19 protein-coding genes and 1 riboswitch are annotated in these 26,342 nt (G+C 54.8%); of the genes, 6 read left to right on the forward strand and 13 right to left on the reverse strand.

From position 1 onward, the window contains the following. Positions 1–132: 132 nt before the first annotated feature. Genes OAN307_RS04810 through OAN307_RS04825 form a run of 4 tightly spaced genes read right to left on the reverse strand, consistent with a single transcriptional unit; the run spans position 133 to position 3,343 of the window. Positions 133–1,188, reverse strand: a complete 1,056-nt coding sequence (locus tag OAN307_RS04810) for a FecCD family ABC transporter permease (protein WP_015498709.1) — start codon at positions 1,186–1,188, stop codon at positions 133–135. Between the two features lie 6 nt (positions 1,189–1,194). After that, positions 1,195–2,142 carry an ABC transporter substrate-binding protein gene (locus tag OAN307_RS04815; RefSeq protein ID WP_015498710.1) on the reverse strand — a complete coding sequence of 316 codons (948 nt, stop codon included), beginning with the start codon at positions 2,140–2,142 and terminating at the stop codon, positions 1,195–1,197. Positions 2,143–2,156: 14 nt separating this feature from the next. Beyond that, positions 2,157–2,939 carry an ABC transporter ATP-binding protein gene (locus tag OAN307_RS04820; RefSeq protein ID WP_015498711.1) on the reverse strand — a complete coding sequence of 261 codons (783 nt, stop codon included), beginning with the start codon at positions 2,937–2,939 and terminating at the stop codon, positions 2,157–2,159. Further along, positions 2,936–3,343 carry a DUF1636 family protein gene (locus OAN307_RS04825; RefSeq protein WP_015498712.1) on the reverse strand — a complete coding sequence of 136 codons (408 nt, stop codon included), beginning with the start codon at positions 3,341–3,343 and terminating at the stop codon, positions 2,936–2,938. The genes OAN307_RS04820 and OAN307_RS04825 overlap by 4 nt, the downstream gene beginning before the upstream one ends. Before the next feature lie 123 nt (positions 3,344–3,466). Beyond that, a riboswitch (cobalamin riboswitch) is annotated at positions 3,467–3,685 on the reverse strand. A gap of 669 nt (positions 3,686–4,354) precedes the next feature. On the opposite strand from OAN307_RS04825, the gene OAN307_RS04830 reads away from it, so the two are divergent. Continuing rightward, complete coding sequence (locus OAN307_RS04830) at positions 4,355–4,759, forward strand: helix-turn-helix domain-containing protein (protein WP_245540968.1); 405 nt, start codon at positions 4,355–4,357, stop codon at positions 4,757–4,759. A gap of 85 nt (positions 4,760–4,844) precedes the next feature. Here the strand turns inward: OAN307_RS04830 and OAN307_RS04835 are convergent, their stop codons facing one another. Then, complete coding sequence (locus tag OAN307_RS04835; protein ID WP_015498715.1) at positions 4,845–5,066, reverse strand: hypothetical protein; 222 nt, start codon at positions 5,064–5,066, stop codon at positions 4,845–4,847. Between the two features lie 547 nt (positions 5,067–5,613). On the opposite strand from OAN307_RS04835, the gene OAN307_RS04840 reads away from it, so the two are divergent. Then, complete coding sequence (locus tag OAN307_RS04840) at positions 5,614–7,053, forward strand: aldehyde dehydrogenase family protein (RefSeq protein WP_015498716.1); 1,440 nt, start codon at positions 5,614–5,616, stop codon at positions 7,051–7,053. A gap of 74 nt (positions 7,054–7,127) precedes the next feature. Here the strand turns inward: OAN307_RS04840 and OAN307_RS04845 are convergent, their stop codons facing one another. The 8 genes from OAN307_RS04845 to OAN307_RS27715 all read right to left on the reverse strand — a co-directional run bounded on the left by OAN307_RS04845 (position 7,128) and on the right by OAN307_RS27715 (position 20,495). Next, on the reverse strand, positions 7,128–8,759 hold the full coding sequence (locus tag OAN307_RS04845) for an alpha-D-glucose phosphate-specific phosphoglucomutase (RefSeq protein WP_015498717.1): 1,632 nt from the start codon (positions 8,757–8,759) through the stop codon (positions 7,128–7,130). A gap of 4 nt (positions 8,760–8,763) precedes the next feature. Beyond that, complete coding sequence (gene malQ, locus OAN307_RS04850; RefSeq protein WP_015498718.1) at positions 8,764–10,731, reverse strand: 4-alpha-glucanotransferase; 1,968 nt, start codon at positions 10,729–10,731, stop codon at positions 8,764–8,766. Next, positions 10,728–12,830 carry a glycogen debranching protein GlgX gene (gene glgX, locus OAN307_RS04855; protein ID WP_015498719.1) on the reverse strand — a complete coding sequence of 701 codons (2,103 nt, stop codon included), beginning with the start codon at positions 12,828–12,830 and terminating at the stop codon, positions 10,728–10,730. Before glgX ends, malQ begins: the two co-directional genes overlap by 4 nt. Before the next feature lie 9 nt (positions 12,831–12,839). Continuing rightward, on the reverse strand, positions 12,840–14,276 hold the full coding sequence (gene glgA, locus OAN307_RS04860) for a glycogen synthase GlgA (RefSeq protein ID WP_015498720.1): 1,437 nt from the start codon (positions 14,274–14,276) through the stop codon (positions 12,840–12,842). Position 14,277: 1 nt separating this feature from the next. Continuing rightward, a complete protein-coding gene (gene glgC / locus OAN307_RS04865; RefSeq protein ID WP_015498721.1) occupies positions 14,278–15,537 on the reverse strand; it encodes a glucose-1-phosphate adenylyltransferase in 1,260 nt (419 codons plus the stop codon). Between the two features lie 30 nt (positions 15,538–15,567). Beyond that, positions 15,568–17,775, reverse strand: a complete 2,208-nt coding sequence (glgB, locus tag OAN307_RS04870; RefSeq protein ID WP_044043224.1) for a 1,4-alpha-glucan branching protein GlgB — start codon at positions 17,773–17,775, stop codon at positions 15,568–15,570. Between the two features lie 48 nt (positions 17,776–17,823). Further along, the gene (locus OAN307_RS04875) at positions 17,824–20,217 is read right to left on the reverse strand and encodes a glycogen/starch/alpha-glucan phosphorylase (protein ID WP_015498723.1); all 2,394 of its coding nucleotides are present in this window, start codon (positions 20,215–20,217) and stop codon (positions 17,824–17,826) included. A 185-nt stretch (positions 20,218–20,402) separates the two neighbouring features. Then, complete coding sequence (locus OAN307_RS27715; RefSeq protein WP_144055503.1) at positions 20,403–20,495, reverse strand: DUF2934 domain-containing protein; 93 nt, start codon at positions 20,493–20,495, stop codon at positions 20,403–20,405. Positions 20,496–20,907: 412 nt separating this feature from the next. Here OAN307_RS27715 and OAN307_RS04885 point away from each other — a divergent pair, with 412 nt between their 5' ends. From OAN307_RS04885 to OAN307_RS04900, 4 genes are all read left to right on the forward strand, one after another. Beyond that, complete coding sequence (locus tag OAN307_RS04885) at positions 20,908–22,110, forward strand: aminopeptidase P family protein (RefSeq protein WP_015498725.1); 1,203 nt, start codon at positions 20,908–20,910, stop codon at positions 22,108–22,110. A gap of 224 nt (positions 22,111–22,334) precedes the next feature. Then, positions 22,335–23,429 (forward strand): ABC transporter ATP-binding protein, encoded by a 1,095-nt coding sequence (locus OAN307_RS04890; protein WP_015498726.1) that lies wholly within the window; start codon positions 22,335–22,337, stop codon positions 23,427–23,429. 87 nt (positions 23,430–23,516) lie between these two features. After that, on the forward strand, positions 23,517–24,623 hold the full coding sequence (locus OAN307_RS04895) for an extracellular solute-binding protein (protein ID WP_015498727.1): 1,107 nt from the start codon (positions 23,517–23,519) through the stop codon (positions 24,621–24,623). A 62-nt stretch (positions 24,624–24,685) separates the two neighbouring features. Next, positions 24,686–26,341 carry an ABC transporter permease gene (locus OAN307_RS04900; protein WP_015498728.1) on the forward strand — a complete coding sequence of 552 codons (1,656 nt, stop codon included), beginning with the start codon at positions 24,686–24,688 and terminating at the stop codon, positions 26,339–26,341. Position 26,342: the final 1 nt, after the last annotated feature.

Raw genomic sequence — 26,342 nt, forward strand, 5'->3', positions numbered from 1 at the left:
AGTGAACCAGCGAACGTTAGCTTAAGCCGAACTTCCGGTTTTATGCACAGCAGCCGATGTCCAGTTCACTATGGGTAGTGGTCTCAACTGATCCACGTGGAGTGGAAGTTGAGACGAAACGACCCACGATCTTCAAGTTATCCGTTTTCGCAGCAACCACACAAAGAACACCCCGCCAATCAAGCCTGTCACAATTCCGATGGGCATGTCGTCTGGTGCCATGATGGTCCGTGCGATGATATCCGCCCAAACGAGGAATACGGCCCCGCACAAAGCAGAAAACGGCAGGAGGCGACGATAGTCGCCACCAACCAAAAGGCGCACGATGTGAGGGATCATCAGGCCAACAAACCCGATTATCCCTGAAAATGCGACCATCACACCTGTGATAAGGGCACCGATGACAAAGACCGTCAGCCTGAAACGGGCGACGGGAATGCCCAGCGTGGTTGCTGTTTCATCCCCGACCGTCATGGCGTTCAGGGTTCCGGATTTCAGCCACAAGTATGTAGCGCAGCCCAATAGAACCACTGCCGGGTAGATAAGTTGATTCCATTGCGCCAATCCAAGACCACCCAGCATCCAAAACACGACGGTGTGCGTTGCCCGTGGGTCGCCTAAAAAGATCAGTACATTCGCGGCGGACATAACGATGAAAGAAACGGCAACACCTGCCAGCACCAACCTGTCCGCACTGGTGGCGGATGCAAATTGCGACACTGCCAGCACGAGAAGTGTGGCACCGAGTGATCCCAGGAATGCCATTAGTGGCACCGTCAAAAGACCGATGAACAGCCCCGTGTGCAACAACGCCAGAATGGCGCCGAAAGCCCCGCCCGCAGAGATGCCGAGCAAGTGCGGATCGGCCAGAGGATTTCGTGTCACGGCCTGAAGGCTGGCCCCCACCATCGCCAATCCCGCCCCGACAAAGCAAGCGAGGATGGCGCGTGGAAAGCGGATGTCCCAGACGATGGCCTCACGCCCTTTGGACCAGTCGGCTGTGAAGGTGTCTGGGACAATCTTGTTGATCAGAATGCCCCAGACAGTTTCCAATGGCACCGCAACGGCCCCGACGCTCACTGCGATCGACAGTGAACCCAAAAGGGTCGCGACGCCAATGATCCCAACACCCCATAGGTTTGCAGGTTTTCTGGCGTGCGTTGCTGCCGAATGCTGTGTTATCGTCATGCTAAATTACTCGCCTCGAAATGCGGCGGCGAGGGTTTTAACCGCCTCAATGTTGCGTGGACCGGGCGTTGCTTCGACGTATTCAAGCACCACGAAACGATCATTACGTACCGCGTCGATGTCCGCGAACGCGGGATTGTTCATCATGAACGCGCGCTTTTGGTCGGCCGTGACCTCTCCGTAGTTTACGATCATGATCACTTCGGGGTTGCGTTCAACCACGGCCTCCCAGCCCACCGTTGCCCAGCTTTTCTCAAAGTCGTTCATGATGTTGGTGCCACCTGCCGCCTCGATCAATGCGTTGGGCATGGCGTAGCGACCGGCGGTGAATGGCACGTCTTCGCCACTGTCATAGACGAACACACGCGGGGCAGTTTCCAATGCGGGCTGGGCTGCAAGAAACGCGGTAAGGTCTGCTTGATAGTTTGCGATCAGACCTTCTGCACGGTCCGACACATCAAATATCGCACCAAGGTTGCGCAGGTCATTATACATATCGTCCATCGACGCTGGGCTTTTTTCACCGACATGAATACAGCTTTCGGTTAATTCGTAGACTTGAATACCAAAGGGTTCCAGCGTGTCTGGTGTCACTTCGCCACCAACTGTCATGCCGTAGTTCCAGCCTGCAAAAAAGAAATCAGCATCCGCGCCGATCAGCACTTCTTTTGACGGGTATTTGGCCGACAGTTCGGGCAGTTCTTCGACGCCCGCTCTCATCTCTTCATCCAGTGTTTTCCAACCCGAGATGCCTGTGTAGCCGACCATGCGATCCGCAAGGCCAAGCACCAGCATCATTTCGGTCAGGTTCACATCGTTGGAAATCGCGGCCTGTGGTGGGGCGTCAAATGCAACTGTTCGGTTACAGCTTTGCACTGTGGTTTGTGCCATTGCTTGGAACGGGGCCGTGCCTGCCAATGAAATGGCAGCCAGTGTGGTAAGTGTAAGCTTCATGAACGTTGTCCTTTTTAATTGGGAAGGGTGAAGGAAAAATGGGATGCCCCATTGGAAGCAAGATGTTCGCGTCGTGCATCGACGCGAAACGTGTCAGACACGAGGGTGTCGGTTAGAAGGGATTGCGGCGGGCCGAAGCCCTGCGGCTGCCCGTTTTTCAGGATCAGTACGTCGTCACACACGCCTGACGCCATGTTGAGATCATGCAGTGACACAACAATCGTTAGGCCGAGGCTTTGGATCAGCGAGACCACCTCAAGTTGGTGACGCACATCGAGGTGATTTGTCGGTTCATCAAGGATCAGGACCTGCGGGTCTTGTGCCAAGGCGCGGGCGACCATGACACGCTGTCTTTCGCCGCCCGATAAGGTGCCAAAGTCACGGTCCGCCAACGAGCGCAGGCTCAGGGTCGTCAAAACGCGGTCCACGACCTGTTCGTCGCCCGCGCCCGATGTGGCAAAGCCTGACCGATGTGGCGTTCTGCCTAAGCGGACGATTTCCCGAACCGTCAAGCCAAACGCTGATGCTTGTTCTTGCAAGACTGCTGCTATCCGTCTTGCTGCGTTCCGGGCGGGCATCGACCAGATATCTTGCCCACCGACGCGCACGTATCCTGTTTTGGGTTGCTGAAACCGATAAAGAAGGCGCAGCAAAGTGGATTTGCCCGCACCATTTGGACCAACGACACCTAAAACCCGCCCCGCAGCGACACGGAAGGTCGTGGGATGCAGCACAGGTTGGGCCGATTTGGTTGGCGCCCAGCTTACGTTGTACACCTCAAGATCAGCCGCCCTCATGATGCGCGCACGGCGCTGGCCTGCGTTGCGATCATTGCGGCTGGCACCCGCGCCAGCGTGGATTTGCGCAATTTTCCGGGACGATCCACGGACGAACACCAACCGTCATCCAGATTGTTGTACTGGCGCGCAAACGTCACCAGATCGTCGATGTCTTCGGCGGGATCAATATCACCGAACAGATAGGTCGCCTTTCGACTGCCATGATATGCGACCGTGCATGGCCGGTCACATCCCGCCATGCAGGCCACGCCTGATACTTCGGAATCGGCTGGGATTGCGTCTCCGGCAGCCGTGATGGCCACACGCAGTTTCTCGATCAGCTCAAAACCTGGCCGACACTCCGTGCCTTTATGCTTGCACGACGTGCAAACTGTAATCTTGTGGGTGTGGTGCGTGTTCATATCGCCCTCCGCGAACGCGCGGGGCACAGGGCAGACATGTCTCAAAGCACGGGAATTTCCGTGTCGCCATCATGTTCTCCTAACCAGACACCCCGTCTGGGTTGAATTGCAGGCACGACCCCCGAAGGCGTCGCGATGATGGCAGGTCTCCTGACTTGCGGATCAGCGCTTCCCCGAACCTTCCCAAGCCCGACAGGCTCAGTGGTGTTCATCGGGGTCACTCACCGCTCACAGTTGCGGGGGCAGTTACGGATTCGGCGCGTATTCGCTCCTCCTCACCGTATTCCCTTTTCATTCCAGACGCATACTCAGCGGCTCGAAACCATCTAAAATATTATTGGAAGATTTGTGTCTGTCCGTCAAGCAGGCCAGAGTGTTTTATATCCGACTAAATGCGTCAGGACTGCAGACCCAGCTTTTGGGGCCAACTGAACAACTCGCCATTTCTTGGACAAGATTTGTGGAAATCAAGCTATTCGTTGCACCTGCTGGTCCGTTGTCCGCCAAGGCCAACTGCGGGCGCCTGTGATTTTAGAACTCGATCCACTTTCTAACGCCAGCCTTCGCTCCGGATACAGTCCTCTAAGCATGCAGATAAACGCGTTCATATTTCCGGGTTCGCCAGAGCGGTCCGATCACTGCCAGACGTGCCTTTAAGCAAAGCCCGTTTCCATTGACGGATCATCGTTGGATGGTCCCCAAAACGACTGGCCAGACTACTAACGGTCTCATCGCTGTTCAGCGCTTCTAACGCCATCTTGTCTTAGAATTCTGGTTGGTGTTGCCTTCGTTTAGGCATCGCGACCGAAAAATGCAGGCCCGCGGGCCTGTTGGAGTGGAGCAACTCACGAGTTTCAAATATTTTGTCTATGGGAACGGCTAGCAAAGGCTCTGAAAACAACGATCAGAATACCCGTTTTGGGCGATAACGTGCTGAAGCTGAGTTCGCTAATTTTGCATTCCGCCCCTCAGTAGGCTATGGTCTGCGTTCAGCAAAAATTCAAAGCATAAATGGAGCACCTAGTGTCGACGACAAGCCATGAGCAAAACGATTATTTCAACGAAGCCAACGCGACGTTTGGCGACCGACTCGCGGCTGCGCGTCAGGCGAAAGGTCTGGACGTGGACGGGCTATCCGAGAAACTTGGCGTTGATGTGCGCACGATCAAAGTCTGGGAAAGAGACGCGGACATGCCGCATGCGAACCGTATCCAGATGCTGGCGGGCTTACTGAACGTGTCGATGGTCTGGCTGGTCAGCGGCGAAAGCAACGGTTCAAGCGAGGTCGCGGACACATTTGAGCGTCCTGTCGGCGTGAATGACGCGCTGGGCGAGATTACACAACTGAAGGCGACCTTGTCAGCGGCGGTCGAAAAACTCGACAAACTGCAAGAGCGGTTGCAGGACATCCCGTAATTTACAGGCCACACTTTATGGGAGACGTGTGCTGAGGTTCGTTCGATGACCGCATAGCGTCGCAAGAACAACCGGATGGGTCTGTTCAGCGCCGTGTACGTGCCCGGCTTGCTGCCGCTGTCATCGGCACGTCAGGGGTCATGGCCTCGTTCTCAAGTCGGGCATTGCGAAGACGCGCCGTCTTGATTTCGCGCTGTTCAATATCCCCATCTTTGATTTCCCGCGCGATGCGCGCGGTCTTGTCCAGCATTGTTTCCTTTGCGGGGTCGGCGGCAGTGTATATGGTCGTCTTGTCCAATTTGGCCATCGTTATATTTCCTTATTTAGATAGGTGTTTGGGCTGTATTTCAGACAATCAGGCTTTGGTCGGTTGGTCTGGCCCAGCGCCCAATTTCAGCGCCTGGGTCGAACGTTCAAAGCCGAAGCGTTTTTAAGTGGAATTTTTTTTACAGTGCCATTGGCCATCGTGATGCCCCCTAGATTAGTGTCCATCATCAAGGCGTGATGGTTCATCCCAGTTTCGTAAAAAGATCAACTGAGGCCAATAGGAAACAGAAGGTCGTAGGTAGCCTTTCCATCTTTAGCTGACCCCGTATCGACACCAATTCAAGGGCTAACACCGAAAAGTAGGGAATTAAGCGCTTTTGGCCGCCATCAACCCGATGTTGACATTCGCCACCACGCTTGATGAAATTGCAACGCGCAGGGCACGATGGATAATGCCACTGGTCGCAACGTTTAAGTCCAGATTGCACCATTCCTTACGATTGAATCTTGCGGAATATGAAGATTTGTCTTGCGCGTCGCCGCTGTCGCGCCGATGTAGTTGAGATATTCATTGAAAGGCCCGAGCCATGGAAAACGCACGCAACTTCTACATTGACGGAAAATGGGTCGCCCCCACAGACGGGCGCGACTTTGATGTCATTGATCCATCAACCGAAGAAGCCACAGTCGTCATCTCGCTTGGTGGGCAGGCTGATACGGACGCTGCCGTTGCTGCAGCATCGGCGGCTTTTCCGACGTGGCGCCTGTCATCCAAGGCGGAACGCGTTGACCTGATGGAAAGCATCCTTGCGGTCTACCTGCGCCGTTCTGATGAAATGGGCGAGGCGATCAGCCGCGAAATGGGCGCGCCGATTGAAATGTCTAAGGTGCAGCAGTCCGGTACCGGGTCGTTCCACCTTAAGGCGTTCATCCGGTCGCTAAAGGACTTTGAATTTGAAGGTTCATTGCGTGCCGGCGAAGACGACACACGCATCATTCACGAACCAATCGGTGTTTGTGCGCTGATCACACCGTGGAACTGGCCGATGAACCAGATCGCGCTCAAGGTTATTCCAGCGCTTGCGACGGGTTGCACGATGATCCTGAAGCCGTCCGAACAGTCGCCGCTGTCCGCTATTCTATTTACTGAAATCATGCACGAAGCAGGCGTTCCGGCGGGTGTTTACAACATGCTGAATGGCGATGGTCCGGGTGTCGGAAGCCAGCTGTCGGCCCACAAAGATGTCGACATGGTCAGCTTCACGGGGTCGACCCGTGCGGGGCGTGCAATCACGATTGCAGCGGCTGAAACAATCAAGCGCGTCAGTCTAGAATTAGGCGGCAAAGGCGCGAATATCGTGTTCGCTGACGCCGACCCTAAGGCTGTCGCGCAGGGCATCACGCGGTGTTTCAATAACACTGGCCAGTCGTGCAATGCGCCGACGCGGATGCTGGTTGAACGGTCGCGCTACGACGAAGCCGTGGGGCAGGCAGTTGCTGCTGCGAACGCCATTTCCGTCAATGCTGCGTCCGAGAGCGGGCGGCACATCGGGCCGCTGGTGTCGCAAATGCAGTTCGATAAGGTGCAAGATTTGATCCAGAAAGGCATCGACGAAGGTGCCAAGCTGGTCGCAGGCGGCGTGGGCCGTCCTGAGGGGTTGAACCGTGGTTTCTTTGTCAAACCAACGGTCTTTGCCGATTGCAACAACGACATGAACATCATGCGCGAAGAAGTCTTTGGGCCGGTTTTGTCGATGATGGCGTTCGACACAGAAGAAGATGCCATCGTGATCGCCAATGACACCGATTATGGCCTGACGAATTACATCCAGACAAGTGATCCCGAAAAGGCGCGCCGCGTCGCCCGTGCGGTTCGTTCTGGTATGGTCGACATCAACGGCAAAGGTCGCGGTGCGGGTTCGCCGTTTGGCGGCATGAAGCAGTCGGGCAACGGGCGCGAAGGTGGTAAATGGGGCTTGGATGAATTTCTTGAGGTTCGCGCCATTGGCGGTTGGCCTGTAGAGTAACGATGTCACCAATGGAGTGATATCAGCTAATCCGGCCCCCCCGCGTGGAGGTCGGATTTTTTATGTCTGGTCGTCTATGTAATCACGTCCGGTTCGGTCCGCCCAATCGTGGCACCCATTGCGCTGATGGCAAAGGCGGCGTCACGGACGTTTTGTAGGGCGGTCTGCGTGTCCAACCCGACATCGCCGCCTTGTCCTGAATACTGTTCAAGATACAATCGCACAGTCGCGCCTTGGGTGCCGGTGCCCGACAGTCGGAACACGGCCCGCCCGCCGCCTTCAAATGCGATGCGCACGCCCTGATTTTTGCTGATGGACCCGTCCACGGGGTCGTGGTACGAAAATTCATCCGCCGACGTGACGGTTAGGCCCGCGTGGGACTGCCCAATCAAGTCGTCAAATTGGCCCCGCAGATCCTGCATCATTTTGTTGGCTTTTTCAGTTTCGACAGCTTCGAAATCATAGCGCGAATAGTAGTCGCGCCCGAATGTGGTCCAGTGGTCCGCGACTATGTTGGCCACGGATTGTTTGCGCACCGCCAAGATGTTGAGCCAGAGTAGGACAGCCCAAAGCCCGTCTTTTTCGCGCACGTGGCTTGATCCGGTTCCGGCACTTTCTTCACCGCAGATCGTGACCTTGCCAGCGTCCAATAAATTGCCAAAGAATTTCCAGCCTGTTGGCGTTTCATAGGATCCAATCCCAAGCTTTTCAGCAACGCGGTCGCTTGCCGCGCTGGTCGGCATGGATCGCGCGATGCCCGCTAGGCCGTCGGAATAGGCCGGTGCCAGATGCGCATTGGCGGCCAGAATAGCGAGGCTGTCGGACGGGGTCACATAGGTCCCCCGACCGACAATCATGTTGCGATCGCCGTCGCCGTCAGACGCAGCACCAATATCAGGGGACGCATCTGACATCATCAAATCCATCAGATCTTTGGCCCAGATCGGGTTTGGATCAGGGTGGCCTTTGCCAAAATCCTCAAGCGGGATACCGTTCATCACGGTCCCTACGGCAGCGCCGAGCGTGTCTTCCAGAATGGCTGTGGCGTAGGGACCCGTTACCGCGTGCATGGCATCAAACTGCATGGTGAAACCGCCTGCGAACAAGGCACGGATCGCCGCGAAATCAAACAGCGTTTCCATCAAGGCTTGATACTGCACGACCGCATCGATGACATGAATTTGCATATCACCGTGGCGGGTCGTGCGGATGATGGACAGATCAACGTCATCGGCGTCAACTGTCTTATAATGGTCGATGGTCTTGGTGGAATCGAATATTTTTGCGGTCAGCCCTTCGGGCGCTGGACCGCCGTTTTGGGCATTATATTTGACGCCGAAGTCTTCGTCGATGCCGCCGGGGTTGTGGCTGGCCGACAAGATGAAACCGCCATCCGCCTTATTCAGGCGGATCAGATGCGACGCTGCAGGCGTGGACAGGATCCCATTTTGGCCGACGATCACACCTGCTGCACCGTTTCCGGCGGCCATTTTAATGATTGTTTGAATGGCGTCTTTGTTGAAGTAACGTCCATCGCCACCGACAATGAACGTCTTACCCTTTCCACCACCAATGGCGTCAAACGTGGCTTGGATGAAATTTTCCAAGTAACGCGGTTCCATGAAAACGCGGGTCTTTTTGCGCAGGCCTGACGTGCCGGGCATTTGCCCATCGATTGGTGTGGTTTTGATGGTTTCAATCTTCATGGGTCTATCCTTCGTTCGCGTTGTGTCTGCCAGCGTCGTTCATCAACTGGGCCGAGGGCCCAAGCCGCCCGTCCGCAGTCAGGTCGTCCAGACGTATATCATATTTTCGCCGCCAGTTAGGATGTTGATCAATCGTCCCGGGTAAGTTCTGGGCGTCTTCAACAGCAAGAATATCGTCGAGCTGGATGGCCACGAGACTGGCATTGGACTGCGCAAGCAGACTGTGGATGCTGGCCTGAAAATCGCTGTCACCACGAAACGCATCTACTTGCGTAGCACGATCCTGACGCATCGCATCAGCCGCTTGCGCGTCGATCCAGGCCAGTTTTTCCCACCAATCGATGTCTCGACCTACCTCATATCCCCGAAGCGTTGGGGTGTCGTGGGTCGCAAAGCAGGATAGGACTTGCGCAGCAATATTGTCGGGTTTCTGGAACGCGCCTTGCTCGTCTTTTTCGTATTGAAGTACGGAATAACCGTAGAACCCGTGCGCGCGCATCGTGTCGCGAAATCCGTCTGGCACAAGGCCGAGGTCTTCGCCCACGACCGCGCAATTAAATCGCTCCGCTTCGATCTTGATGATCGCGATTAGGCTTTCGAACGGTTGGCGGATATAGCCCCCCGGACTGCCGTCATCGGGAATCCAATAACTGCGGTTAAGCCCAAGCACGTGATCAATGCGAATGAGACCCGCGTGGTGAATTGTCTGCGCAAGGATGCGCCGCAGGGGGCGATACCGAAGTGCCTTGAGTTTGCGCGGCGCAAAGGCTGTCAGGTTCCAGTTTTGCCCTTCAGGGCTGAGGTGATCTGGCGGTGCGCCGATGGAAACACCTTGCGCCACCGCCGCTTGTTCGCACCAACTTTCGGCACCGTCACGGCGTGATCCCACCGCTAGATCAAGGTACAGGCCAAGCGGCATTCCTGCCGCCTTGCTGCGCGTTTGGGCGTCGGCCAATTGGACTGCGGCGACCCATTGCAGCCACATATGAAAATCAAGGCGGATCGTGGGCGGTGCGTTTGGATCGGTCGGCCAATCGTGCCACTGGGTGCCATGAATTTCGCTTAACGCTTCGAACCGTGCGAAGTCTTGCAGGTCTGATCCACTGTTTATTTTGAATATTTCGAAGTCTGATTTAGCGGGATTGGGTGCCGTATCTGTGAAACGCTGAAAAGATGCTTCAAGTGATTGATGATGCAATATTTTATGCGCTTTGTATTGGACCGAACTTGCCAGTTTGATGTCGGAAAAATCCGATATACTCGGCGCAGTATTCAGCCCCGGAATGCGATCAAGCGCAATGTAGCCGGTGTGGAGAAATCCGCGATGGGACGGGGAATAGGGACTAATCGCATTGACGTCGCAATGGCCCATCGTGTGCAGTGGGTTGATGCCGATGAAACCGGCACCCATCTTACCCGCAATTTCTGCTGCTTGCGCGAGGTCTTCGAAATCACCAAGACCCGTGTTTCGGTCTGATTGCAGCCCATAAAGCGCAAGGTTGAGGCCCCAAAGTTTTGATCTCTCTGTCAGGATCTCAACCGACGATAGGTGTTTGGGCGCCGCAAGGACGGTGATGATTTCTGTGCGACCAGAGGCCGTCGCGGTCAGCACATAGACGCCAGATGCAAGTGGTGGCAGGGTAATGTAATCGCTGGGCTGGCCTTGGGCAATAACGTCGTTGGATCCATCCAAACGCAATTGCCAAACCGCACCAAGTCCGAATACCTGCGCCGCCTGTACGTCACTTTGCACGATGATTTCTTCGGGGAACCAGCGATCCTCAATTTCATGGCGAAGCGTGGCGAGGGACGCGGCGATTGCGTCACCGTTGCTCACATCAAGGCCGATGGCTGTCAAAAACGCCTTTTGCGTATCGGGTGAGGTTTGTTTCAGATTGCCGTGCAGGTCGTGGAAATCATGCCAAATTCCACAGAGGTCGGCCAACTCAGAGAGGTCGTTTTGTACGTTCACGACGGCTGCTCGCTTGTTGAGATCACGAAGGCGACCAAAGATTGTGCGGCGACAATGGCGTTGTCGGTTTCGAGTTCACAAAACGCGCCCTGTTGGTTGTGGTTGGTGTCGATTGCGCGAATCCAATATTGACCAGTTGGCGCGTCTGGTAAAATGACGTGGCCCTGTTCGTCCGCACGATTAAAGACAATAAAGACGACGGCGCCATCGGGTTCATAGTCTGGTGTTTGTGCGGATGATCGCAACGCCAAACAGAAATTGGCCAAACCGGGGTCGCGCCATTCCAATGGTTCGCCTTCGAAATCGGTCCAGATCACATCGGCTTTGCCGTCTTGCGGGCGGATGGCAGCATGTAAAAAACGACTTTGGCGGACATTTATGTGTTTTTGGCGGAACGCAGACAGACTGGCGACAAATGCCTGCAAGTCGGTGTCGGCTTTGTCCCAATTCAGCCAGCCGATGTCATTGTCCTGACAATAGGCGTTGTTGTTGCCGCTTTGCGAATTGGCGAACTCATCGCCTGCCAGCAGCATCGGGGTGCCTTGGGATAGAAACAGTGTGGCAAGCATATTGCGTTGCCGCCTCGTGCGGATGCTACGGATTGCCTCGTCGTCAGTTTCGCCTTCAACACCGCCATTGTCACTGTAGTTGGACCCATGCCCGTCGCCGTTGTTTTCGGTGTTCGCCAGATTGCGGCGTTTGGAATATCGTGTCGCATCGGCGAGGGTAAATCCGTCATGAGAGGCGAGAAAGTTCACCGAGGCATCACTGCGCCGACCGGTGTGGTCGAACTTATCCGCCGAACCCAAAAGCCGCGCACCGAGTTCTTGCGCGCTGTGCACATCGCCGCGCCAATAGCGGCGAACAGTGTCACGATAGCTGTCGTTCCATTCGCCAAATTCATGGGGGAATTCACCCAAACGGTAGCCACCAGGGCCAATGTCCCACGGCTCTGCGATCATGCGCACTTGGTTCAGGATCGGATCTTGGCGCAGGGCATCAAAGAAGCCACCATTGGGATCAAATCCGTGGTTTTCGCGACCCAATGTCGTAGCTAAATCAAAGCGAAAACCGTCAATACCCATGCATTCAACCCAAAACCGCAAGCTGTCCAAAACCATGCGCAAAACATAGGGGTGCGACACGTTCAGCGTGTTGCCACAGCCTGTATCGTTGACATAATAGCGCGGCTGGCCGGCGGTCAGGCGATAGTAGGATGCGTTGTCTAGCCCGCGAAAACAGAGCGTCGGGCCGCGCTGGTCGCCCTCGGCGGTATGGTTGTAAACAACGTCAAGAATGACCTCGATGCCCGCGTCGTGGAACCGCTGAACCATCTGGCGGAACCCATTTAGCCCGTCTGGACCGAAATAGCGCGGTTCAGGCGCGAAAAAGCCGATTGAATTGTAACCCCAATAGTTTCGCAAACCCCGATCATTGAGAAATTTGTCATCGACAAAACTATGGACTGGCAGCAGTTCAACCGCCTGCACCCCCAATGAATTAAGGTGGTCTAGCATTGCATCTGACGCAAGGCCCTCATAGGTGCCGCGGACGGCTTCCGGCACGTCTAGATTGGTCTGGCTCGCGCCTTTGGGGTGTGCTTCGTAGATCAGGTCTTTGCTGGATTTGGTGTGCTGGCCGTTTTTCATGCCTTCAAAGAAGGCGGGGTCGGACACGATGGATTTTGGCACGAACGGTGCGCTGTCACGGGTATCAAAAGACAGATCGACCGCAGACGATGCATCGTCATAGCCAAGTGTGATGGGGCTATTGCCCCATTCGCCGTGCATTTCGCGGGTGTAGGGATCAAGCAGCAGCTTGTTGGGATTAAAGCGGTGCCCATGTTCGGGCGCGTATGTGCCGTGGGCGCGGTAGCCATAAAGCGTGCCAACAGGCAGATCGGCCACGAACCCGTGCCAGACCGGACCAGTGCGTTCGGGCAGCGTGATGCGTGCCGTTTCGCGTTTGCCATCGGGGGAAAACAGGCACAGTTCTATCTTGTCAGCATTGGCGGAAAACACGGCGAAATTCACGCCCGCAACGTCGTGGTGTGCGCCAAGCCGATGGGGGCTGCCGCCGGAAAGTGTCGGTTTTGTCATGGTGGGTCCTCAGGGCGCCAGCGCGGATTTGTAAACGTCCAGATACGCGGCCGCGGACAGGTCCCAGCCAACGGGGTGGCGCATAGCGCGGCGCATCATTGCAGTCCAGATTTTTGGTTTGGCAAACAACGCGCAGGTCCGTGAAATTGCGTGGCCAAACATCAGTCCATTGATCGGCGCAAACTGGATGCCGGTAGCGCAATCGGCCAAAAGTGCTGCTTCGTTGGCGTCGATCACGGTGTCCGCCAAGCCGCCCGTGCGCGCAACAACCGGCAGGGTGCCATAGCGCAGACCGTACAATTGAGTGAGGCCGCAAGGTTCAAACCGCGACGGGATCAAAATGGCGTCACTGCCCGCTTGCATAAGATGTGATAGGCCTTCGTCGTAGCCAATAATGGTGCCGACCGTTCCCGAATAGCGGTTAGATGCGTCGATAAAGGCGCGTTCGAGATACGGTTCACCTGTTCCTAACAAGGCCAGCCTGCCGCCCTCTGCCAGCAGATCGGGCAGGCAATCCAGCAGCATGTCGAGCCCCTTTTGCGAGGTCAGGCGGCTGATGACACAAAACAGGGGCCCATCACTTTTGGTAAGGCCAAAACGGGCCTCAAGTTCGGCGCGGTTTTTCGTTTTGCCTGCGAGTTTGGTCGCGGAATAGGTCGCCACGATGCTTGCGTCCGTTTCGGGGTCCCAAACATCAAGATCGATGCCGTTCAGGATGCCGTGCAGATCCAACTGGCGTTCGCGTAAAAGGCCATCCAGCCCCATGCCAAAGTCTGGCGTAAGCAGTTCGGCGGCATAAGACGGGCTGACGGTTGTGATCTTTTGTGACAGGGCAATGCCCGCCTTTAAGAAGCTGATCTTACCATAGTATTCGACGCCCTGCTGGGTGAATTGATCGGCATTCAACCCCAAGGCAGACAAGCGCGTACCGTCAAATACGCCTTGAAACGAAATGTTGTGGATCGTCATAACTACGGGGGGCGCGGGCCGCCCGTCTTGGCGCAGATAGGCTGGAACAAGTCCCGCCTGCCAGTCATGTGCGTTGATAACATCGGGAACCCAACCGCCCAGACCGTTTAGACCAATTTGTGCAGCCGCGAACGACAACGCGGCAAAGCGCAGGTCGTTGTCGTGCCAGTCTTTCCCGTCTGGACCCAGATAGATATTGCCCGCGCGGTCATACAAATGCGGCGCGTCCAGCAGCAGCATGTCCAGCCCTTCGGCCTGCGCCGCCACGATGCGCGCGCGGCCGCCGAACAGATCGTCGAAGGTCATGACAGTCTTACCTGTTGCGACCAAAGCGGCCACAGCCGGATAGGCTGGGATCAAGACCCGCACATTCACGCCCGTCGTCGCAAGCGATTTTGAAACAGCGCCGATCACATCCGCCAAGCCGCCCGTCTTCACGAAGGGGGCGCATTCCGAGGCGACGAAGAGTAGGTTCATCCTAGAGATCCAATTTATCAATCATGGGCTGGGTAATCAGGCAAATGCCGTTGTCAGTGCGACGGAAACGATCCGCATCCAGTTTTGCGTCCTTACCAACAATTAACCCTTCAGGGATTTTTACACCGCGGTCGATCACTACATTTTTCAGGTGCGCGCTGCGTCCAATTTCGGCGTAGGGCATCGCGACGACACCGTCGAGTTCTGAATACGAATGCGTGCGCACACCGGTAAACAAGAAACATTGGTTCAGCCTTGAACCAGACACGATGCAGCCACCCGATACCATCGATGATACAGCGTGCCCGCGACGGCCTTTTTCGTTGTGGATGAATTTGGCAGGTGCTGTGAGTTCGGAATACGTCCAGATCGGCCATGTGTTGTCGTAAAGATCAAGTTCGGGTTTGAAATCGGTTAAATCAACATTGGCCTGCCAAAACGCATCAACTGTGCCGACGTCACGCCAGTAAGGTTTTTCTTCCAAACCAGAACGCACACAGGATCGACTGAACGGATGGGCAATTGCTTTGCCGTGTTTGACGATGTCGGGGATAATATCGCCGCCAAAGTCATGCTTGGAACCAGGTTTGTCCGCATCTTCTTGCAGCAGTTTGCACATATATTCTGTCTCAAAGACATAGATGCCCATGCTGGCCATCGCCATATCGGGGTGACCCGGCATTGCGGGCGGATCGGTAGGCTTTTCAACAAAATCAAGGATGCGATCTTCGGTGTCGACGTCCATGACGCCAAAACCGACAGCCTCCATGCGGGGGACTTCGATGCAGCCGACTGTCACGTCCGCACCGCTGTCGACGTGGTGTTTGATCATCAGTGAGTAGTCTTGTTTGTAGATGTGATCGCCTGCAAGGATGATGATATATTTTGGGCAATAGCCGCGAATAATATCAATGTTTTGGGCCACGGCATCCGCCGTGCCTTTGTACCAGTTTTCATTGTTCAGTTGCTGGGATGCAGGCAGAATATCCAAGGATTCATTGCGTTCGGCACGCATAAAGCTCCAGCCGCGCTGCAAATGGCGTATCAGCGAGTGGGCTTTGTACTGCGTCGCCACACCAATGCGCCGGATGCCCGAGTTCACTGCGTTGGACAGCGCAAAATCGATGATGCGACTTTTGCCGCCAAAATACATGGCTGGTTTGGCGCGGATGTCGGTCAGTTCATATAATCGGCTGCCGCGGCCCCCTGCCAAAACGAACGCCATCGTTTGCTGTGCAAGCCGTTGTGATTCATTGCCCATTTATCTTCCCTCCCATGTCTCCAAAAACGTTCAGGACGTTTCTTCCAGTTCAAAAAACAGCGTCGAAAGCGGTGGTATTATGAGCGAGACAGAATTCGCCCTCCCAGACGATGCAATCTGTTTGCTGTCGGCAAATCCCATGTTGCCGCGGTCGCCGCCGCCATAGCGTGCAGCGTCGGAATTCAATCTTTCAATCCAGCGTCCGGCCAGCGGCACACCAATGCGGCGCGCGGATCGTTCAACAGGTGTAAAGTTGCTGACGACCAGCACAGGTGCCGTGCCTTTGGTTCCGTGGCGCAACCATGCAAAAATGGATTCTTCGGCGGAACCTTCTTCGATCCATTCAAACCCTTCGGGCTTGCAATCAAGCTGGTGCAGGGCGGGGGTGTCACGGAACAGCATGTTCAGGTCGCGCACAAGGTTTTGAACACCGCCGTGCTGCGGGTGTTCGGTCAGATGCCAATTGAGGCTTTCGTCGTGGTTCCATTCTACACCTTGCGCAAATTCGCAGCCCATAAACAACAGTTTCTTGCCCGGGTGGCCCCACATATAGCCGTAGTAGGCGCGCAGGTTGGCAAACTTTTCGTCCCCCTCACCGGGCATTTTTTCGATCATCGATCCCTTGCCGTGCACCACTTCGTCGTGGCTGATCGGCAGAACGAAATTCTCGGTAAACGCGTAGTGCAGCGCGAACGTCATCTTGTGGTGATGGTATTTGCGGTTGATCGGGTCTTCTTGGATGTAGGACAGCGAGTCGTTCATCCAGCCCATGTTCCATTTGAACCCAAAGCCAAGGCCGTCGTGATCAACAGGTGCGCTCACCCCCGGAAAGGCGGTGGATTCTTCGGCGATTGTGACAATGCCCGTCGTCGATCCGTAGGCCACGGTGTTGGTGCGCTGCAGGAACGCAATCGCTTCGAGGTTCTCGCGTCCGCCATCCTTGTTGGGAACCCATTCACCGTCTTTGCGTGAATAATCACGGTACAGCATCGACGCCACAGCATCGACACGCAGCCCGTCGATGTGGTGTTCCTTTAGCCAATACAACGCGTTGGCAACAAGGTAGTTGGACACTTCAGCGCGACCATAGTTGTAGACCAGCGTGTTCCAATCCGGATGAAAGCCTTCTTTGCGGTCGGCGTGCTCGTACAGTGGCGTTCCGTCAAACTGGCCCAACCCGTGCTTGTCTTCGGGGAAATGTCCGGGCACCCAATCAAGGATCAGGCCTAGGTCGGCCGCGTGGCAGGCTTCGACAAAGGCGCGGAATTCTTCTAGCGTGCCATGCCGGATTGTCGGCGCGTAAAGCCCGACAGGTTGGTAGCCCCAAGACCCGTCAAACGGGAATTCCGAAATCGGCATCAGTTCAAGGTGGGTAAATCCCATGTCTTTGGCATAGCTGACCAGTTGCGTTGCGTGCTCAAAGTAAGACAGCGGACGATTGCCCTCTTCGGGGACGCGCTTCCATGATCCCAGATGCACTTCGTAGATGGAAATTGGCTGGTCGATGCGCTGTAGCGCCGCGCGCTTGCCCATCCACTTGCGGTCAGCCCATGTGTGTCCGTCCAATTTACGCACAACGGAAGCGGTTTTGGGCGGGTGTTCTGACCCAAATCCAAACGGGTCCGCCTTTTGTGGCAGCAGTTCGCCGTGCGCGCCGATGAGTTCATATTTATACACTTCACCGTCGCCCAAACCGGGCATAAAAATCTCCCAGACGCCAGTTTGGCCGCGCCCGCGCATCGGGTTGCGCCGCCCGTCCCAGCCGTTGAAATCACCAACGACAGACACGCGCTGTGCGTTCGGGGCCCAGACCGCAAAATGCGTTCCTGCGACACCTTCATGATCCATCACATGGGCACCAAGGACTTTCCACAAATCAAGATGTGCGCCTTCGGTGATCAGATGTTCATCCAATTCACCCAAAACGGGGCCGAACCGATAGGGGTCTTCGGCCTCCCACGTATGGTCGCCTTTGGTGAACTTTAGACGGTAGGCAAACGGGTTTTTGCGACGTGGTGCTGTTCCCGCAAACAGGCCATGTGCGTTCGAGGCGCGGCCCAGTGACGCAATGGTTCGACCAGTCTTAGTATCGACAACATTAACCGCGTCGGCGTTGGGGTGGTAGGCTCGATGGGTGACTTTTGTATCAACTATGTGTTGCCCAAGCACCGAAAACGGATCGGGATGACTGCCTGTTGAAATCTTTTGCGCGTCGTCGTCATTGATCACGTCAGTCATCCTTATCTAAAGTCGTCGCACCGGATATTGTGGTGTCTTTACATCTTGTTAGGTCACGGACTTTGCGTCCCAGATATGATCCGCATAGCTTCGAATGGTGCGATCAGAGGAGAACCATCCCATACCGGCCGTGTTAGCTGCTGCCGTTCGCGTCCAGTGGTTAACATCCTGATATACTGCATCAACCTCGCGCTGCTTTGCAAAGTATTCGTCAAAGTCGCAGCTCACGAGGAAGTAGTCGTGTTCATACAAGTTGTGCAGGATATCGGAATAGCGATGGTGATCGCCGTTTGAAAACACGCCAGCACCGATCTGGCCAAGGACGCGCGACAGCTTTGGGCTGGCCTCAATTGCGCGGCGTGAATAGCCATGGTCGCCGCGTTTTTCTTGCGCTTGCGCAGCCGTCAGACCGAACAAGAAGAAGTTTTCGTGGCCAACGTGTTCGCGGATTTCCACGTTTGCGCCGTCTAGTGTGCCGATGGTCGGGCTGCCGTTCAAGGACAGTTTCATGTTGCCGGTGCCGGATGCTTCTTTGCCAGCGGTTGAGATTTGTTCGGACAAATCTGACGCAGGGATCAGGACTTCTGCCATCGAAACGTTGTAGTTTTCAGGATAAACCACCTGTAATAAGTGGCGCGTGACCGGATCATTGTTGATCGTCGCAGCGACATCGTTGATCAGGCGAATGATGGATTTTGCCAACACGTAACCGGGTGCTGCCTTGCCGCCAAAAATCTTGACCCGTGGGGTCCAGTTTGCGGTCGGGTTGTCGCGGATATCATTCCACAGCGCGATGGTTTCCAGAATGTTTAGATGTTGGCGTTTGTATTCGTGGATACGTTTGATCTGGATGTCGAACATCGCGGATGTATCGAGGGTCACACCGTTGCGATCCTTTAGCCACTTGGCCAAACGCACCTTATTGGTGGTTTTGGCTGCGGCGTAGGCCTGCAAGAACCCTGCGTCATCAAGGTGCGCGTTAAGGTCTTGCAGATTTTCGAGATCAGCCTCCCATCCGGAGCCGATCGTTTCGGTGATCAGATTACGCAGGGCAGGGTTGCACGAATACAGCCAGCGGCGCGGCGTGATGCCGTTGGTCTGGTTCAGGATGCGGTTTGGATAGGCTTTGTGCAGATCGGCAAAGACCGTTTCCTTAACCAGTTCTGAATGCAGCGCCGATACGCCATTGACTTTGTGCGCCATAATGAACGCGAGTTCGCCCATTTTCACATTACCATGTTCGATGATGCGAATGTCAGTCCCCGTCGCCGACAGGTGACGATCCTGGATCATTTGGATGATGCGATGGTGGCGCGGCAAAATGCGCGCGAACAGGTCTTCGGGCCAGCGTTCCAACGCCTCTGGCAGCAATGTGTGGTTGGTGTAGGCCAGACATTTATGGGCCATTTCGATGGCGTCGTCGATGTTAAAATCATGTTTGTCGATCAGCAGACGGACCAGTTCCGGCCCGGCAATAGCGGGGTGGGTGTCGTTGAGCTGAATCGCGACGTGTTCGTGCAGGTCTTCGATTTTGTTGCCTTCGGCCAAGAACCGCCGGAGCAGGTCTTTGATAGACGCAGACGTAAAGAAATACTCCTGCTTGAGGCGCAGTTCTTTGCCGTCTTGCGTCGTGTCATCAGGATACAGCACGCGCGAGATTGTGCGCGCCAGACGTTCGGGCGCGTTCGCACCGACGTAGTCGCCACGATTAAAGCTTTCGAGATCGAACAGTTTGACTGGCTTGGCGGCCCAAAGACGCAACGTGTTGGCCCATTGGCCTTTCCAGCCGATGATTGGCGTGTCGTAGGCTGATGCGAGAACAGTTTCGGCTGGGTTCCAGTTAGATTTGCCGTTCTCCTCACTGACGTAGCCGCCAAAATGAATTTTATAGGCGACTTCGGGGCGTTCAAATTCCCACGCATGGCGCTGGGCAAGCCAGCCTTCTGCGGTTTCGGTTTGCTGTCCACCTTCAAAGTGTTGTTCAAACAGCCCGTGTTCGTAGCGGATTCCGTAGCCGTAGGCGGGAATAGCGAGGGTTGCGAGGCTGTCCATGAAACAAGCAGCCAAACGGCCCAAACCGCCGTTGCCAAGGGCTGCATCGGGTTCGTCAACGACAACTTTGTAATAATCCTGACCCAGATCAGCCATCGCTTGCACTGCGGCTTCTTCAACGTCCAAGTTGATCGTTACGTCTTCGATCAGGCGGCCAATCAGGAATTCCATCGACAGGTAGTAGACGCGCTTGTGCTTGCCTTCATAGGTTTTGCGGGTGGATGCAAACCAAGGCTCGACGACACGGTCACGCAGCGCCAATGACAGCGACATCCGCCAGTCATAAAGGCTCGCATGGTTGGGATCTTTACCGATAGACAGCTTAAGGTGCCGCGAAATATCTTCGCGCAGCGTTTCCGAGGTCACGAGGGGCAAATCCTGGTCTTTCATATGTCTCACATATCCATTCAGGCCGTTGGCCGTTCAGTGCGATTGGGGGTCTTGATCGGTCACCCTTATCGATTTGGCAAATCGATTGCAGCCAGGTTATTATGATTGCCTCTTTGGTGCTGCCTTTTTTGCGTGCGGTTTGGCGGCCACCTTGCGTGTGGGTTTGGGTTTTGATGGCTTGGGCGTTATCGCGTCACGGCCCTGCGGTGACCTTCGTCGAGCCAGATGTAGTAGGCGGTGTCGCGGATTTGCGCATCAGTAAAGTTTGCATCGATCATGGCAGGCTTCCGTATTTGATTGTAAATGATAGCGCTATCAGTAAGTGAAAATGCTGCACCTGCATAATGATTTGGAATCGGGGTCGCATGGGCTGTTGCATTGTTGCAAAGGTACCAGATTTTACGCTCCCTTTCAGAGGTTTGGGCGAGGAGAAATGAGCCAGATAACCTGGATGCAGGTGCAGCATGTTGTCTGTGTCAAGCAGGTCGCAAATCGCACCGCTCATTTTGGCTTGCCAGATCGAAAGAATCGGTCCTATTTACTGTCAAGGGTCAGCGATGGCGTCGCATAAGCAGACTATGGCCCTTCACCCATCCTGAACGCCGGGATCTTGCTTTGCCGTTTCACCGCGCAAGGGGAGGTTCGCGCCTCCTCGCAAAGCATAGGTTTGCTGATTGAAGGAGTATTTTAATGGATCGTCCACAGAACTACCGTTTTCACCAAGGGGATAAGGTTCTCCCGTTTGCCGACGCCGAATACGAAGGCCGCCTGACTAAGTTGCGGGCAAGTATGACGCACTTGGGTGTCGATGCCTGTGTTTTCACGTCGATGCACAACATCGCCTATTATTCCGGCTTTCTGTATTGTGCGTTTGGGCGTCCCTATGCGTTGGTCGTGACCGCAACCGACAACGTCACAATGTCTGCTGGTATTGATGCTGCACAGCCGTGGCGTCGCGGGTATGGTGACAACATTACCTACACGGACTGGCAGCGGAACAACTATTGGCGTGCGATCCAGTCTGTGACCGGGTCCGGCAAGGTTATCGGCTATGAGGGTGATAATCTGAGCCTTGCACAAAAGGCGCTGCTGGATGAATTCCTGACGCCAAAATCGTCGATGGATATAGCACCTGCGACGATGAAACAGCGGATGCACAAATCTGCAGCTGAGATCGAACTGATCCGGGCAGGTGCCAACGTTGCCGATGTTGGTGGCTACGCGATTAAAGAGGCCGTTAAAGTTGGGGCGCGTGAGATTGATGTGGCCATGGCGGGTCGCGATGCGATGGAATTGGAAATCGCGCGGCGGTTTCCCGATGCGGAATACCGCGACACATGGGTCTGGTTCCAATCGGGTATCAACACGGATGGGGCGCACAACCCTGTCACGTCACGCAAGTTGGAAATGGGTGACATTCTTAGCCTCAATACCTTCCCTATGATTTCGGGCTACTACACAGCCCTTGAACGTACGATGTTTGTTGGCGAAGTGGACGATGCCAGCCGCAAAATCTGGGAGTCCAACGTTGCCGCCCACGAATACGGTATGTCCCTGTTGGTGCCCGGTGCGAAATGCAGCGACATCACACATAAGATCAACGACTTCTTTGCAGACGGTCAGTTGCTGCAATACCGCACGTTTGGCTATGGCCACTCATTCGGGGTTTTGTCGCATTACTATGGACGCGAGGCGGGGTTAGAGTTGCGCGAAGATGTCGACACAGTTTTGGAACCGGGGATGGTCATTTCGATGGAGCCGATGTTGACGATTGGCGCAGGCAACCCCGGGGCAGGGGGATACCGTGAACACGATATTCTTGTCATCAACGAAGACGGTAACGAAAATATTACCGGCTATCCATATGGCCCTGATTTCAACGTTGTTGGATAATAGTACGACAATTTCGGCGCGCCGCCCATTTGGTCGCGCGTGGGCACCTTAAACTTCTTAATGGTTGATTTGCAGGATAATCGACTGAAAATAGGCCTAAAAACACGACGTTTGACTTTTATAATGCGGTTGTATTCTTGGAATAGGTCGATCAGGATCAAAATCAAGTTGGCGATTTTCTGCATTGATCGCACATAGACTTATCCGAAGGGGAAAAGTTCTCGATGTTAGATAATCAATCGGCGTTTGTGGCTTTCGAGCGGGTCCAGAAAAGTTATGATGGCGAGGTTCTTGTCGTTAAAGACCTCAACCTGTCGATGCCCAAGGGCGAGTTTTTGACAATGCTTGGGCCATCGGGGTCGGGCAAGACGACCTGCCTTATGATGCTTGCAGGATTTGAAACCGCAACACACGGCGATATTTTGCTGGATGGTGTTTCGATCAACAACATCCCGCCGCACAAGCGCGGTATCGGCATGGTGTTCCAGAACTACGCATTGTTCCCGCATATGACGGTGGCAGAAAACCTGTCCTTCCCGTTGGAAGTCCGAAAGATTGGTAAATCTGAACGTGAAGAAAAAGTCATGCGCGCATTGGGCATGGTACAGATGCAGGATTTTGCAGGGCGGCGTCCGGCGCAATTGTCCGGCGGTCAACAGCAGCGGATCGCGTTATCGCGTGCGTTGGTGTTTGAACCCGAACTTGTTTTGATGGACGAACCCCTTGGTGCGCTTGATAAGCAACTGCGCGAAACTTTGCAGTTTGAAATTACCAATCTGGCACATGAACTCGGCATTACGACCGTTTACGTGACCCATGACCAGACAGAAGCGCTGACAATGTCGGATCGCGTCGCAGTGTTCGACGATGGCCGTATTCAGCAATTGGCGGCGCCGGATGAATTGTACGAGAAGCCGCAGAACAGTTTTGTTGCGCAGTTTATCGGTGAAAACAACACGCTGGATGGTGTCGTGCAGGAGATCATAGGCGATACCTGTATCGTGAAGCTCGACAGCGGTGACATTATTGATGCCGTTCCGGTCAACGTTAAAGCAGTTGGTGAGCGCACGCAGGTGTCGATCCGCCCCGAACGTGTTGAATTCGATCGTTCGCGGCTGCATGACGATGCACATACGCTGAAGGCTGAAGTGCTTGAGTTTATCTATATGGGCGATATCTTTAGGACTCGCCTGCGGGTCGCAGGCAAGGATGATTTCGTGATTAAAACGCGCAACGCGCCGGATCAAAGACGACTGAAACCCGGTGAGATGATCGAAATTGGTTGGCTCGCACAAGATTGCAGGGCGCTCGACGCGTAAAGTCTCGCCTAAAAGGAAACAGCGCGGCGGTCGCCCGGACAATCGCGCTGAAAGAACCAAATCCGGGCAAACCAATGGGAGACTTCAATGAAAACGACTATGAAACTGATGGCGACCACATGCCTGACGCTGTCCGCTACACTCGCGGCTGCTGACGGTCATATGGCCGATGAGATGACCATCGTTAGCTGGGGTGGCGCATACTCCTCCTCACAAGAAAATGCCTATCATATTCCATATGCTGAAATGACTGGCGTTACGATTATCAACGACGCATCTTCTGCAGAAGCAGTTGCGAAACTTCGTGCGATGAGCGAAGCTGGTAACATCACATGGGACGTGGTTGATGTGGTTGCATCCGATGCGATCCGTCTTTGCGACGAGGGCCTTGCGCTGGAAATCGACTTCGACACTCAGCTTGCTGTTGGCGATGATGGTTCCACCGCGACCGAAGACTTTGGCGACCTGCTGGTGTCTGATTGCTTCATCCCGCAGATTGTTTATTCGACAACTGTCGGCTATCGCACTGACCTCGTCGGTGACACACCGCCAACAGACATCTGCGCGATCTTTGACACAGAAACATACCCAGGCATGCGTTCGCTGGAAAAGCGTCCGATCAACAACATGGAATGGGCATTGCTTTGTGACGGCGTAGCCAAGGCTGACGTGTATGACGTTTTGGAAACAGATGAAGGTCAGACACAGGCATTTGCCAAGCTCGACACCATCAAGGACAGCGTGATCTGGTGGTCCGCTGGTGCAGATACGCCACAGCTTTTGGCTGACGGCGAAATCATCATGGGCTCCACCTACAACGGTCGCCTATTTTCTTTGATCGAAGAGCAGGGCCAGCCGGTCGCAATGCTTTGGGACGCGCAAGTGTTTGACCTTGACGGTTGGATCATTCCAACTGGCTTGTCACCAGAGCGTGAAGCACGTGCGCTGGACTATGTTTATTTTGCGACGGACACGCAGCGTTTGGCTGATCAAGCCAAGTACATCAGCTATGGTCCAGCACGTGCATCTTCGGCACCGCTGGTCGGTCAGCACGCGACACTGGGTATCGATATGGCGCCACATATGCCAACTGATCCGGCGAACGCGACCAACACGTTCTTGTATAACTACACATGGTGGGCTGACTACCGTGACGATCTGGACGCGAAATTCCAGGTTTGGTTGTCGCAGTAACAACGATCTTTGGGGCGCGGCACTGCTGCGCCCCATCATTTTTCTGAACAGGGGTGGCACACGTGACATTGGTTTTGGCAGCAGACGGACGACCGCTTAAGGCGTCACTGAACCGCGCATTACGCCGCCAGAAACTGCGTGCGCTGATGCTAATTGCCCCACTTTTGATCTTTATTATGGTGTCCTTTGTGATGCCAATCGCGGACATGCTGTTCCGGTCTGTTGAAAACGAGATCGTCGTTGAAACGCTGCCGCGCACGGTCGCCACCCTTGATGGGTGGGACAGTGAATCAGGGCAAGCCCCCAGTGAGGACGTTTTTGCCGCGCTTTATTTCGATTTGGTTCTGGCGACTGAATATAAGACCCACACGCGTTTGGGCAGCCGTTTAAACTACGAAATGTCGGGTATTTCGTCCCTGTTTCGTAAATCTGGTCGCGGCGTTGGCCGTTTTACCACTGACACCTACACGGACGCAATTCAGGCGGCTGATCTGGCCTATAGTGATCCAGCACAATGGGCCGTCTGGATGGCCGATGACGATGTGCGCGCCGCCTTGCCGATGACCGCAAATATCTATGATGCTTGGGCGACGATGATTATCGTGGCCGAAGAAGACGTGCCCGCTGAGGAAGTGCCGTGGGATTTCGTCTACACGTCGCTGTTCCTCGAAGTAATGGAAGGTGCTGAACCACCAATTGCGCTGGATCTGTCCGCTGTGGCCCCAGTGTCACTACGCGACCAGTTTGCCGATGTCGACGAAGACTGGCTCGATCCCGTGGTCTGGCAGATCGTAAAAATCTACTCCCCCGAATACACAAACGGATATTTTCTCAATTCCGTTGACCGACTTAAAGGGCTAGACGGCATCGAAGTGCGCCCTGAAAACGAGCAGATCTATATCACGCTGTTCATCCGCACGATGATCATGTCGGGATCAATCATGGGCATGTGTGTCCTGCTCGGCTACCCGATCGCGTGGCTGCTCGCGAATTTGCCAGCTCGCAAAGCCAACATGCTGATGATTCTTGTGCTTTTGCCATTCTGGACATCGCTGTTGGTGCGCACATCCGCATGGAAAGTACTGCTGCAACGGCAGGGCGTGATCAACGACACGTTGGTTTGGTATCATTCGACCTGGTTCGGCCAATTACTCGACCCCGTCTTTATGGGACTGCTGAATCTATGCTACGCTTTGGTCAATGCCATCACTTGGGTTTGGAATCTGATCAATGGGATCTGGGGCGGAACGGATGGCTTGTATCTGGATTGGGCCGTCGCTGGCTTTGAACGCCTTGCGTTGATCAACAACCAAACGGGTACCATCATTGCAATGACGCATATTCTGTTGCCGTTTATGATCTTGCCACTGTTTTCGGTGATGAAGACAATCCCGATTGCCTACTTGCGGGCCGCGAAGTCGCTTGGTGCCACGAACTGGACCGCGTTCTGGCGGGTCTACTTCCCGCAGTCGGTGCCAGGCATCGGTGCTGGCTGCATCCTCGTGTTTATTCTGTCGATTGGCTATTATATCACGCCTGAATTGGTTGGCGGCACCAAGGGTGTCTTTATCTCCAACCGGATTGCCTTCCATATCTCCAGTTCGCTTAACTGGGGCCTTGCGGCCGCGTTGGGTACCATTCTGCTGGTGGTCGTGATGGGGCTGTACTGGATGTACGACAAGATCGTTGGCATCGATAACGTGAAATTGGGGGGCTGAG

The organism is Octadecabacter antarcticus 307 (assembly GCF_000155675.2).
GTDB classification, from domain to species: domain Bacteria; phylum Pseudomonadota; class Alphaproteobacteria; order Rhodobacterales; family Rhodobacteraceae; genus Octadecabacter; species Octadecabacter antarcticus.